The organism is Priestia sp. FSL H7-0729, from assembly GCF_038005685.1.
Taxonomy (GTDB): domain Bacteria; phylum Bacillota; class Bacilli; order Paenibacillales; family Paenibacillaceae; genus Paenibacillus.
In genome coordinates, this window is record NZ_JBBOTQ010000001.1 from 800,809 (window position 1) to 814,327 (window position 13,519).

Annotated in this window: 9 protein-coding genes; all 9 read right to left on the minus strand. The window is 48.9% G+C overall.

What is annotated here, in order from left to right; translation table 11 throughout:
- Positions 1-159: 159 nt before the first annotated feature.
- The 9 genes from MHH93_RS03375 to MHH93_RS03415 all read right to left on the minus strand — a co-directional run bounded on the left by MHH93_RS03375 (position 160) and on the right by MHH93_RS03415 (position 13,446).
- Positions 160-1,863 carry an RICIN domain-containing protein gene (locus MHH93_RS03375; protein ID WP_500052790.1) on the minus strand — a complete coding sequence of 568 codons (1,704 nt, stop codon included), beginning with the start codon at positions 1,861-1,863 and terminating at the stop codon, positions 160-162.
- A 275-nt stretch (positions 1,864-2,138) separates the two neighbouring features.
- Positions 2,139-3,086 (minus strand): carbohydrate ABC transporter permease, encoded by a 948-nt coding sequence (locus MHH93_RS03380; RefSeq protein WP_278295175.1) that lies wholly within the window; start codon positions 3,084-3,086, stop codon positions 2,139-2,141.
- Between the two features lie 17 nt (positions 3,087-3,103).
- On the minus strand, positions 3,104-4,006 hold the full coding sequence (locus MHH93_RS03385) for a carbohydrate ABC transporter permease (RefSeq protein WP_500053315.1): 903 nt from the start codon (positions 4,004-4,006) through the stop codon (positions 3,104-3,106).
- Positions 4,003-6,579: a DUF5696 domain-containing protein gene (locus tag MHH93_RS03390; RefSeq protein ID WP_500052791.1), complete on the minus strand. Its 2,577-nt coding sequence runs from the start codon at positions 6,577-6,579 to the stop codon at positions 4,003-4,005. The genes MHH93_RS03385 and MHH93_RS03390 overlap by 4 nt, the downstream gene beginning before the upstream one ends.
- A 17-nt stretch (positions 6,580-6,596) precedes the next feature.
- Positions 6,597-7,232: a YIP1 family protein gene (locus MHH93_RS03395; protein WP_500052792.1), complete on the minus strand. Its 636-nt coding sequence runs from the start codon at positions 7,230-7,232 to the stop codon at positions 6,597-6,599.
- A complete protein-coding gene (locus tag MHH93_RS03400) occupies positions 7,216-8,679 on the minus strand; it encodes a hypothetical protein (protein WP_500052793.1) in 1,464 nt (487 codons plus the stop codon). The genes MHH93_RS03395 and MHH93_RS03400 overlap by 17 nt, the downstream gene beginning before the upstream one ends.
- 15 nt (positions 8,680-8,694) lie before the next feature.
- Entirely contained in the window at positions 8,695-9,570 is an 876-nt protein-coding gene (locus MHH93_RS03405) for a carbohydrate ABC transporter permease (protein ID WP_278295182.1), read from the minus strand.
- A gap of 2 nt (positions 9,571-9,572) precedes the next feature.
- Positions 9,573-10,529, minus strand: coding sequence for a carbohydrate ABC transporter permease (locus MHH93_RS03410; protein WP_500052794.1), 957 nt, complete (start codon positions 10,527-10,529; stop codon positions 9,573-9,575).
- A gap of 19 nt (positions 10,530-10,548) precedes the next feature.
- Positions 10,549-13,446, minus strand: coding sequence for an extracellular solute-binding protein (locus MHH93_RS03415; RefSeq protein ID WP_500052795.1), 2,898 nt, complete (start codon positions 13,444-13,446; stop codon positions 10,549-10,551).
- Positions 13,447-13,519 lie beyond the last annotated feature (73 nt).

Genomic DNA, 13,519 nt, shown 5'->3' on the forward strand with positions numbered 1-13,519 from the left:
TTGTATGAAAATAATTGTCTGTCTGCTGTTTGGTGCACAATTACAGTGGTATCTTACCTTGGCACGGCCGCCATGCCAAAGCATCCAAAATAAATACAAAAAAAACCTCTCCAAGACAAGGGATGGCTTGGGGAGGTTTTTTGTTTAACGTTGTCCTTTTTAATTGCTTACGGCAACAAATTTCCATTGTTGGTTAGTTGCACCCGTGTAGGTATTCTGCTGCAACTTGGCACCATCCGATGTGGAAGCATTGGCGACTTCAATCGCTTTGTTGCTGTTCACGTTGATGATACTCCAGTATCCGTTTCCAAGGTCATTCACTTTGAAATGCTGAGCGGTAGTGTTCAGGTTGCTCATGAGTTGGACCACTTCCCCATTGGTGTTGGTACCGTTACGAATGTCGATGACTTTGTCCGGTGAGTTCACACTTGTCAAAGTGTAGTTACCGTTGCCGATCGAGGTTAGAACCCACTTCTGAGGATTGCCTCCCAGATCGCTCCACTGTTGGAGCTGAAGATTGTTTTCGTTTAGACCCCCTGGGACATCAATAACCTTGTTGGAATGCCGAGCTACTATTTTATAGGTTGCACCGGATACCAGACCCGTTGTTGGTCCACCTTGTCCACTGCCCGGGTAAGTCTGAGCACGTTCATGGTACCAGTTAAACAGGAATCGTCCCATGGCACTCCGTGATGCATCTCCGTCCCACTTCAGGCCTGCCGTAGGGTCGGCAAAGGAGCTTCGTGGTCCTTCACTTAGAATGAATCCGTTCATATGAGCTGCAATGCTGACATTGCCTGCTGCATTGAAGATCGTTTTGGTATTGGTGCCGAACCCTTCATTGCTGCCATTAAACAAGTTCCAATAGGCCGAATCACCAGGTTTGTTTTTGAACCAGGTTACCTCGGTAATGTTAATCGGATATTTGTCAGCAGCTGCCTTCACGTTGGTATTCCACTGGTCTTGCAGGATAGAGAAGTTGTCATATGCGCCGTAACCAGGGTACCAGTGAACCGCATATCCATAGTTATTGAGCGGATCAGTCAATGGATGGCTTGCCGTCAAGCTGTAAAATTGGTTGTATCCCAGACCTGCCGCCCAGATCACGTTGTCCGCACCTTTGCTGCGAATTGTTGAAATCATGGAATTTTGGAAATTACGCAGGTCATTCCAGTGATCCACAAAGTCATTTTCCCCGTTGTATCCCCCCCAATGTCCATTGGCATAGGATTTCACCGGTTCGTTGATCAGTTCGAAGTGAACGTTGTCTGCACTTTTGATCTCCGGGCGTGAAGCGAGATAACCCCAGATTTCGTTGAATTTTTGCAGGTTGGCAGGTGTTGTTGCCTGATCATCCTTCAATGTGAAGTCCAGTCCCAGGACAACATAGACACCTTTTGTTTTGGCATATTGAATGTACGGAATAATTACATTTTGCGTAACGGTCTGCACACCGGCAAAGTTATATGTACCAGCAGCCACATCTCCCATGTCCTGACGGTCGATGAACAGACGTACCTGATTCATATTCCAGCCATGATTGCTTCCGTATTTGGGGCTGGTGTCCGCAAATGTATCGGTAATGTCTTTCAGATAAGCCAGTGTAGCTGCATGACGGTTATTACCGTGCAGGTTGAGATAATAGTTGCTGTCCTGATATGTCCAGTAGGCACCTGAGGGTTGATGCCAACCGTTCAGAAGTACAGGCTGGTTGTTGCTGTTCACCAGGTTTTTGCCGTTTACGTGAAGCTTGCCCATCGGCATACCCACCCATGCTTCGGCGCGGCTGCCTCCCCATGGAGCAATAGTAATTAATAAAGCCAGAATGAGTACAAGTTTACAAGATGTCATGAACTTCTTCACTATAATTCCTCCTGTTCTAATATATTGCCTTGCCATATTGAGAGTAAGCTCCGTCAGAAAGTATCTCTGTTTACACATATCGCATAGGTCGGCGCTCGCTCCCGCAATCCGTTCCACACCAGCAAGGGGATGCTTCCCAGGGAAGGCTCGTGCTTCTGCTGCGAGCAGACGTTCATGAGATCGTTGCATGCCCGCTTTTCACAGATGAAATGTTGCATGAAGTTCCTCCTTCCTTTCCAATCTGAATCACTTTCGAGTGTACAGGAGAACTTAGCCTAGCCGACGATTCCCGTACGTTCCACACTCTCTACGAAATATCGTTGCACAAACAGATAGATGACGATCAAAGGCAAAATGGCAAGAAGAATTCCTGTATCCTGGATCATGCTCAGATAGAACGGATCAGCCTGGGAAGCTGCACCATCCGTAACTTGCTGGGCTAGATTATACGGAAGGGACGATAACTGGGTCGACATGACTTTACTCGAAGTCAGATAAGTTGTTGTATAGAAGCTATCGTTCCACTGCCATACAAAGGAAAACAGCATGACTGTTACCATGGACGGAATGGCATTGGGCAGCATGATTCTTGAAAATGTTCGTCCGATGCCCGCCCCGTCCACATAGGCCGCCTCCTCCACTTCCTTCGGAATGCCTCTGAAGAATTGCCGGAAAATAAAGATATACAAGCCAGCCTTGAGCGAATTCGCTGTAATCGCCGTCAGAATGAACGGCCAGTACGTATTGAGCAGATTAACAGGCTTGCCGGTCAAGAGTGTTACAAGCCCCATCAGGTCAAAGCTTTTCAGATTCAGGTATACCGGAATAAGAATGGTCGTCGGCGGTACAAGAATGGTTAGAATGACACCGGCAAACAGCCAGTTGCTCCCCCTGAATTTCAGTCTGGCGAATCCATATCCTGCAAGTGCACAGGATGCTGTAGTCAGCAGCGTTGTTGTTGCAGACAGGGCAAACGTGTTAAACAGTGTCGCCCAGTAATCCATTACGCGTATGGCCTGCTTGAAATTGTCGACAGAGAAGTTCTGTGGAATCCATACCACCACTGCCGAATACAGATCACCTTTATCCTTGACGGATGTTGAAACCTTCTGGAATATAGGAAACAGGATAACGAAGGAAAGCCCGGTAATCAACACGAATCGGATTATGGCCCACAGCCAGCCTTTCCAATGCTCCAGCGATAATAATCGTGATGTTGTCACGTGGGACACCCTCCTTTCTAATCTTGATAGAAGACTCGCTTCGAGAAGATGATGGATACGATAACCAGAATGATGGCAATGGCCAGAAAGTAGACCCATGCCATGGCAGAACTTAATCCAAAGTCAAACTTGACGAAGCCCGTATCCCGGATCAATTCCGTCATGGCGTTATTGGCAAACGAATCAATGATTGTATAGATCGCATTGACAAAAATAAGCGGGCTGACCATCGGGAATGTAATTTTCCAGAAGGCTTCATACCCCGTCGCGCCCTCCATCTTCGAAGCCTCATACAGTTGAGGAGAGATCGTCTGGATCCCTGCCAAAAAGATCAAAATCTGTACGCCCGATTGACTGACGATCTGATAGATCCGATCTACGGCGCTACTCAGATAGGTGACGATCCAATCGTTCACTCCGGCGTTAACCATCAGATTTTCGAGTTCAAACGTCCCGAGTGAACTTCCACCGGTGCTGCTCTGATTAACCGCTTCAATCAGGCTGGTGCTTTCCAGCGTCATAATTACTCCCGATGCCAGAATAACCGGCAGGAAAAAAATCGACCGTGCTACAGCCCGGCCCCTGAACTTCTGATTCAGGACAACGGCAAGGAACAGACTGAATATTACAATAAGCGGTACGTTGATGAGCACATCTGTGATCGCCTCAATTAACGCACGGTTAAAGCTTGTATTAACGGTCAGTGCCTGAATGTAATTGGCGACACCGGTGAACTGAATCGCTATGCCTTCTGCATTGGCTTGAATTGTACTCATGCTGTATCGCAGAGAGGCCAACAGCGGAATGAAGAAAAACAATATAAAACCAATCAGCCAGGGAAGCACGTAGATTACGCCCCACATGGCTTTCTGCTGAGCATACGTACGACTTCCCAATTTCCATTTCAGGAGCGTCTTCAGAGCTGCTCACCACCAGTCACATAGCTTTGGGCTTCCACTGTATCGTTATCAACTTTCACAGGGAAGTCGTTGTAATTGACGATTACGAACCCGCCACCTTCATATGTTGTCCGGAAGACGCCCTCCTCCAGGGATTCATGTGATATCATGGAACGTCCGCCAAACGAAAGGTTCACTTGGTTCACCTCGTTGTAGATCTCGGCAGCCAGATCGATCCACTGTTCATAATTCGCCGCGTAGAGATCATCATAATCCGTTTCTTTCACAACATGGTTTGGCGCATTGAACCATGCAAAGTAAGGGCTGGCTCCATATTCAATCAACTTCAGCACATATTGTCTTGCGTTGGTATATGTGGAGAGATTGTATGGAGTACCTGTATAGCTGATGCTGCCGTGTACAACGAGCTGATAGAACGGAATCTCTTCATCCTCCAGCTTGAAACGGCTGCTGGTCATCGGCGCATCTGTCAGACCGGTTACATACGGCAGAGCATAAGCGTTCCCACCTTCAGCAACAAGCGATCCAGCCTGCTGCCGGATCTGTTCAAGTGCCTTCTTTACGGAGTCGAGGGCTTGTGTTCGGTCCACCAGCTTTTTCGGATTCATATCGCTGTTTAACTGCCCTGCCAAGTCATTCAGGCTCAGCGAAAGTCCATCCTTTTGCAGGGAACCAAGCTCATCTAACATATCTTTCGTCACGTCCTCCAGCAAGTTGGGCGATAGCACATAGGAAGGTGAACGATCCCGGTCCCGCCGCTGGATGGCCTGATTCATCGGATACATGACCGCCGGTTCCTGAGTTAATGTGCGTGAAGCTTCTTTGGACGGTTTGAATCCTTTTTTGGATTGCACATTCAGCAGAGCAATATCGGGATAGAAGCCGATGCCCGCTTCTTGTGTGTATGCGCTGAATTCCCGTAATCCCTTTTTCCCGCCTACGGCGCCGTCGACTTGAATGGTATCCGGCAGTCGATGATGAAGTCCGCCGTTAAGCCATCCCGCATAACGAACCTGAATATTGGATACCTTCTTCTCGGTCAAGGTGGCGAGAATGCTTTTGGCTTCATCAAACGTGGTCAAAGCCTCCGTCGAATCATACGGTATGCCCAGCATATGTTTCCTTGTTGTCATGCCACCGAACAGTTGCAGGTAAAAGGGAACGTTGGTCTGCTCCTTGCTGGCATTCAGCTCGGGAAGTCCGCCATTCTGCAACAGATAATCCCGATAGAGAGAGGCGAGCCCCGAGTAAGAGGCCTTATCTTCCCCTACAAAAGCATATCGAACGACAAAGTCGGACACGGTTGGTTTCTTCTGGAACTTGGGAAGTGTACGAACCATATCGCTTGCCTGAAGCGTCACATCGCTCTTGTTCACGACATAGAAGCTTGGATATACGTTGTTGTAGCTGTTCAGCTTGCCGCTGATATCGGCATTCACAACTGCAACGGCATCCCCTTCTTCAATAATGCCCAAGAAAGCTCCCTCTTTTCGAATCAGTCCAAATACCGGCAATCTGGCTCTTGCTTCATTCGAACTTGCTTCCCGCAGCTTCATCGTCATATCCGGTCCGTATATGTCTTGTTGGTAGGATGGGTACTGTAGCTTGCCATTGTTAAAATGGATCAGTGCTCCCGAACCGTCCGGCACCAGTATGGAGCCTTCTTCATCTGCACCCGCGGCCCCGAAGTAATCCAGTACAGATATGCTGTTGATCGGATATTCCTCCGGAAAATGAATGCCTGAGGACGGAACACGGACAAGCAGATCCTCTACATCCAGCTCATATTCCATCGTGAGCATAAACAGTCGTGGTCCACTTCGTTCCTCTTCAATGCCGAATTCGGCATGATCCTGAACCAGATCCTCCGGTGTGTAACCGGCTGTGTCAAAAGCCTTCAAAGCCCGGGACAGCTGCAATCCTTGCATTGCCTTATCAATTCGGACGTAAGCGCCTTCATCCTTGTCTTCCGCATATCCGACCTTCAAGGCCCGCTGCCCTGCTTTGTCTAGCTGTGCAAGCAGCTTTTGTTCAAATCGCTCCTTGCTGATCTTCATCGGCAAATCTTCAATGGATCGCTCAGTGCTTCCAAACTGGTAGTGAACCCTTACGCCAGCTGGCAAAACCTCGTAGCTTATCTGCTTGTGTGCAACACTATCCGTGAAAGAATTCACGGTGCTGCTCTGTCCGAGGCTGTTGAAGAAGCTGAGCTTCGTTTGTGATGACAAAAGGTCTTTATTTATCCCGGCTGCAACCCCATCCTGCTCACGATCTGCTGGATTACTGCGCCAGATTTGCCCACTCTGTGTGTGAATCACTGCAATCTCGGCTGTCTCTTCGTCAATGAACAACTGCAGCGCAGCGTTCTGCGCAATGCCTACCATACCCGGAAGGCGGACATCGCTGAACGATGATTTCAATTTCTCTCCGGGAGGCAGGGAGGGAAATTCCGTCTGATCTGCAGCAGTCACTGTCTCGTGAGCGAGCGGTGTCGGCGAGAATTGACACCCACCAAGAAGCAGACTGCTCGCGAGCAGCATTCCTGTTATTTTTTTGGCTACGGCATATTTCATAACCGATTCCTCCTCCCTTAGCCCCGAAGCACTAATTCCTGATAGATAGTTACGACAAACGATACAATCTGCTGTACAAGACTGAAGAATAACAGGCACAGAAATGCCATAAACGCCATCGCTACAAGTGTCAGCAGCATCGTAAGCACCGTTTTGGCTGGTGAATACTGATGAACGGTCATATTTCCCACAAATAACAGATATACCGTCCATGCGACGGCAAGTGCATTGGAGAAATAATAAAAAGCAGTTTCCTGCGCAGAGATCACAAGACTCAGCCAGATCCACGGAAAATGAACGAGGAACAATGGCACCAGTGCAAAACACGTTGACATGAAAATTTCAGAGAACTTGCCTTCCCCGTCCATCAATGTGGTTAATGACCAGTTGGCAACACACCAAAACAGCACCGGTATAATGACATATACCATTTCAAGCAGACTGTTCAGGTACTTTGGATTACTGAGATTAATGAGAAAACCGCTGTACTGGGCATGCAAAATTTTGGTGATGACCAGAAGCACCAGGATCATGAAGGCAATCAGCAGTGAGTTTCTCTGGTTCCGTTCGTATTTCAATTCCCAGTATCCGTCAAACGGATGAAATATCAGATGAAGCGGGTACTGGTAAAATTGCTTACTTGATGCCTGCATTCGTAGTCCTCCTTTTCTGCCTGCGAACGATGATGATGGTGACAAACGCAGCGACAGCCAGGAATAGTCCGGACATCATCCATGAAAAATGCTCACGCATCAGCTCTTTGCGGTACAAAAGAAATGCTTTGGAATACCCTTTGGGCTCCATGCTACGCTTGAAATATTTCGCAGACTCGGCGTATTCTTTCTGACGAAGCAATGCTTTACCAATTCCCGCATACGCATATTCCAGGTTAGCGTTCATCTCGGCAGCTTGGGCAAACAGTACTGAAGATTGATCTTCATCACCGTTATAGTAACTGCGTACTGCTTCGTGGAGCGTACGTCCGTATTCGGTTGTTTGAAACACGGTGATTTCGCCAAGTGCTTTATCCAGAACTAACATCCGGTCTCCCGCACGTTCCAGGGCAACAGGTGTATTAAACTGACCCAGGCGATTCCCGATACCCCCAAAAATATGGAGCAGATATCCGTCTCCATTGTAGGTGAAGATTCTGCCCTTGCTCGAATCCAGTACGGAGAACATGTCACTGTCCCCCACATCCACATCAATCAGTCGGGATGGTCCGGCTTCCTGGGTGTACAGCAAGTCACCCTGCGGGGTCTGATAGCCTTCTCTGCGCAAAATATCTGTACCTTGGGCATTCAGCTTCTTGACCGGATCTTTGCCGCGATCGCCGCTAGTGGCGTAGATAAAACCCTCTTCATCCATATCCAGATTGGTAAATTCCGTTGGAGTGAACATCACCATCTGGCTGCGCTGCTCCCGTGTCGCAAACCGTTTCCACAGATATTCCACCGGGTCCACCTGGACTCTGTTCGCTCCAATGAAGGAAGAGAACGTACCATCGGCGCTGAACTCCATGAATCCATCAAATACGCCTTCGGCCATAACATAGATGCGTTCCCCTTTGTCCATAACAATCCGCATCGGTTTGAATTGGAAGTCTGCTTTTAGAAGATCTGATTTCGGTTCAGACACAATCTTGACCAGCTTCCCTTGTTCATCCAGATGCACCACACGGTGATTATCTGAATCAGCGATCAGCAGATGGCCTTTTTCCGTGACGTACAATCCTTGTGGATTTTTAAAATGATCTTCCTTGCCTTCCTGTACAAACGAATCAATCGTCCGTACCAGCTTGAAGTTGCGATCCATCTCAATGATGCGGCCATTACCTGAATCGAGCACAAAGACGTGCTGATCAGCGGTGACGTGCATGTCGCTTGGCTCTTTCATAGGTGTCGTGTTCAGCTTTTTGCCGGTGATAATCGTAGTTGCTTCATATGCCGCCGGTGCCGGAACTGCGTCACCCCAGAAGGAGTAATGATACGCATCCGTCTTCCCGTCTGCACTCACATAAGATGCCTCTTGAACGAACAACAGGAGGCAGATCATGCCCATGATGACCGATTTGCGTTTATTCCATGTGCTTCTCCGCACCTCGCTGCCTCCTTTCTACTCTTTCATGCCCGAAGTGGCCATCGTCTGCATAACACTGCTCTGAGAGATGATAAACAGCGTGATCGGTACGATCATCAACAGCAAGGCAACAGCCGCACCTACACCGGCTCTTGCAATCCCTCCCTGTACAATCTGACTGAGCGCATAATGCAACGTTTTGAGATTTTCACTGTAAATGAAGCTCCCGCCGTCCGTTCCCCATAACGCTGGAAACTGCAGAATCATTAGCGTGAGCCATGCCGGCTTCACATTGGGCATCACGATGCTCCAGAATATCCGGTATTCATTGGCTCCGTCGATTTTGGCTGCCTCCAGCAATGCATCTGGAATCTGCTCCATGAACTGTTTCATGAGGAAAAGTCCCAATGAGAACGCGAGTGATGGCACAATAATCGATGCGTGAGTGTTAATCCATCCAAGCCAGGACATGACCATGTAGTTTGGAATCGCCGTAACATGCGGCGAGAACATTAGAGACAGAATGACAATGGTGAACAACACTTTGGAACCCGGAAAACGATATTTAGCCAACGGATAAGCCGCCGCGGATGCAAGAAGGATATGTCCTGCTGTGCCAAGTATCGTTATGAGCAAAGTGTTGGCAATATAACGGGATAACGGCACCCACGAATTGCCCATGAGGTTGATCAGATCGGCAAAATTCTCCGTTGTCGGATTGTTCACCCAGAAGCGCGGCGGGAAGATAAACAGCTCATCTAGCGGTTTGAATGCATTGTTGACTGCATAGATGAGCGGAAGCACCATAAAGGATCCGAACACAGCCAGCAATGCAAATAACATCAGGCTGACGGTAAATGACCGATTAAGCCTTTTTGGCATGCCAAACACGGCACGTACTTTGCTGGTCATCGTCATTCACCTATCTTTCTAAGCATTTTTTGCGTGAAAACGTTGGTGCCCAGCATCAGGGCAAACAGGACCGTTGCGATGGCCGAGGCATACCCCATCTCGAAACGTATCGTTCCGAAGTCCATCAAATGCGTGACAACAGTGTGTGCTGCATAGTTTACGCTTGGGAAGCCTGCCAGCGCGATCGAGATCTCGGCTACGGCGAAGGAGGCGGTAATCTGCATTACCGCACCAAACATCAGTTGCGGTCTCATCGAGGGCAAGGTGATATACCAAAGCTCCTGCCACCGGTTTTTGATCCCATCCACCGTTCCGGCTTCAACCAGAGAACGATCAATGGTTTGCAGTCCTGCAATAAAAGCCAGGAAGCTGGTTCCAAGACTCAGCCACAGCTGTACAATAATGACGATTGCCAGTACATACTTCTCGTCTGCAAGCCATTGGATCGGTTCAAGTATGACGCCAAGTCGCATCAGGAAACCGTTCATATACCCGTAGCTGTCGCCCGAGAAGATAATCAGCCAGATGAAGAAGACATTGCCTGATATGGATGGAGCATAGAAAACCAGCGTCATGACCGCCCGAATTTTGGGAGACAGTTCATTGATGATCCACGCAAACAAAAAGCAGGCAACATAACTGACAGGACCTGTAATTACTGCGAAAAGCAGCGTGTTTTTGAGCGCGATCAGAAATACGTCGTCGTTCAGAAACAGCCGGGAATAGTTCTGCCAGCCGACAAATCGCGGTAGCTCCAGCATATTGAAGTGAAAAAAGCTGAGCCCAAGTGAAATGCCGACCGGAATGACTGTAAACAAGAAAAAAATCAACATAAACGGTGCCATCAATACATAATAATGCCTGCTGAGATACAGATCCCGCTTCAATAGGGACCACCAGCCGACCTGGCGGGTATGAACGGCAGGAGCGGCGGCTGTCTTGGTTGTTTTAGCTTGCAACCGTTACCCTCCCTTTCCTCTATTTCAGATTAAATTCTTTGCGTTTCAACTCAATTTCATCATCGATGTACAACACATAGTCCGATAAGGCTTCACGCGGATTTTCATTCGCATTAACCACCTTGCGGAAGGCATTGTCCAGATGTCGTCCTGTGAAATAACCTCCGGGCAGCTGCGGAATTCCCTGTACCCACTCCCATTGTTTCTCGAGATTTTGATAATCCTTCACAGGCCAAGGCAATTGCTTCAAGGCTTCGATATTGGCCGTCGGGTAACGGGCAGCCGCTCCCATAAGGCCTTCCATTTCTCTCCCGTATTCAATCTGGGTTTGCTCATCAGTCCACCATTTCATGAACTTCCACGCTGCTTCCTTGTCGTCAGCATTTTCGAGCATCATCACCGCGCTCGTTGCACTGGCCACTTCATGCCGTATGGATCCATCCGGAAGCTGTGTACCCGGAACAATCGTAAAGTCCCAAAGGTTGCGGATTTCAGGAGCCATAACCGTCAGCATGTTATACGTAGTGTAATCAGCAATCCCGATCGGCATTTCCCCGGTGCGGAAACGGTTCGGAAAGTCAGCTTTGAGCGGAAACTTGTAATTGGTATAGAATTGCGTCCAGCGTTTGAACGCGTCCATTGAAATTTCCGAATCCAGTGCACTTTTCTTCTGGTCTTCGGTATAGAAGGTTCCGTCATTCTGATATAACAACATCGCAAAGGTTGAATTCGGAACCAGGTTGGCATTGTTCAGCGTATCCTCGATCGGCAGATAAAACTCCATGTTATGCTTCTGCAGCACGGCTATAGCGTTATATACGTCCTGCCACGTTTTTGGCGGTTCGAGGCCCAGCTCATTCAGAATATCTTTGCGGTAAAAAAGCATTGGAAAATGCTGCTGCTCCGGCAGGGCATATACCCCGTCGTTGTAGCGGTACGGCGTCAACCCGCTTTCGCGGAACCTGCCGGAAACTTCCTCAAAATCGGGGAACTGGCTCAGATCCGCTGTTGCATTCCTCATCGCATAGTTCACGGGAATGTCTTCGCCCATCTGCATGGCGACATCCGGTCCTTCCCCCGAGAGTGTAGCGGGCAGCAAAATATTAGGCGGTACGAGACGTAACTGCACCGATACATCGGTATCCGGGGTAAACGAATCGTCGATCATGCCCTTCAGTACTTGGGCCTGATCACGTCCAGTCGTGATCCATACGGTGATGGCATCTTTCTTTTGTTCCACGTTGCCAATGCTGTCGTAATCTTCGGTATACGAGGCAACATATGCGCCCAATTCGTGCTTAACCTGCTGGATGGTGCTTGCCTCCGCTTTTGGCAACGATTCACCTGGCGGAGATACAACAAGGTAGTCCAGCGTAATCGGCTGTTCACGCACCGATAGAATCCATGTGCCGAGACCGCCTACGTTAATTTTGAACGTATCCAGCCGTTTGGGAACCGTCTCCGGTCTTGCTGCCATATCTTCCAGCTGCAATACCATGGCGTGCAGTACGGCCACTTTGTCACTTTGCTCACCCGTGGCTTTTTCCAGATAATTTGCAACGGAGCGCAAGGTGTCAGCCTGTCGCTCAAACACCTCCGTCATCTCCGGAATACGCTGTTCCAGCTGGTAATCCCGCATTGGATCCGGACTATTGGAGGTGATCATTAATATTTTGCGATACATCTCATTTAGTTCCAGCACGCTGGATTCCACGGTCCGTAGCAGCGGAGCGATGTCGCCGAGTGTAACCGTCATTCGGATTCGGTGTTTTCCTTTTTCCAGATGAAACTGATATGGCTGATCTTCCCCTGATCCCAACACCTGAGTCTGCCAGGCCGGGCTGTAGTTAAATCGAATGCGTTTCATTTCCTTAAACGGAACCTCGCCGTTGATCGTCAGACTGCGGGTGGCATAGATGCCACGCAATTGATCCTGCTTCACCTTAAGTGCAAGCTGATACAGTCCGTCTTCAGGTACGTCGATCTCCCACTCAATCCATTCGCCCGGTAGCTTCCAGTTAATTCCTCCAATGGCATTCATCCGAATTTTGGATACATTATAAGGCTCCAGTGAAGGGCTTGAGCGGTCCGAGATCGGTGCCAGTGTAGGAGATGACTTGCTGACAGCTTCCTCCCCCTGTACTTTCAGCATGACAGGAGACGCTTGTTTCAAGCCAAGTGAAGCATAGGTCTGCTCCAGCTCTGCATAGGACAGGACTTCACCTTCCTGGTACAACTCGATGTAATCGATCGCCATGCTCTCTCTTAATGAAGTGAGCGATAACTGCTGATTGCCTTTGTCAAAATAAAACTGAAACGGTTCCTCGAAGTACCCTGCGCTGTCCTTGAACGAAGTCAGCTGCCATTCAGGCTGTTCCACTTGTCTTGGTCTGAGGTCATTGCCACGATCGTCCTGTCGGACGTTATCCTCGCGATTCCCCCATACCCTGTCAAACAGAAGAATATCGGCCCCTCTGAACGGGACCTTACCGTTAAGCTCAAGCCTGCGTTCGATTCCGGAGCTTTTGCCTTCTACGGGATAATAGTGAATGCGAATGTTGTACAAACCGCTCACTTGAACGGGAACATCCCAGCGAATGGTTCCGGTTTCCGGCGTAATTACGGCACTTCCATCTAATCCGGCGTACCCTTGCACAACCTCAAATTCCCCATTCTCTGCCTGAACATAAGATTCCCCTTCGATGCGTACCCTTTCATCGGGTTTGGCCGTATTGTCATGAGCAGTCAAATAATGCTCATAACTGAATGAATCCTCGGTTCCCGATACCGCTTCAAAGTCCTCAAGCGCATGTACGGTTCCCGGATTACGATCCCGCGATGGATATAGTGTCCATATGGAGAGCACCAAGGCCAGGACAAGCACCAGGATTAGTCCCTTTTTCTTACGTGACCGCATGTTTGAATGTATCCCCTTTCCTCTAAACGTTGCGAAAACTGGACGATTGACTAACCCGGACAGACCGCACCTT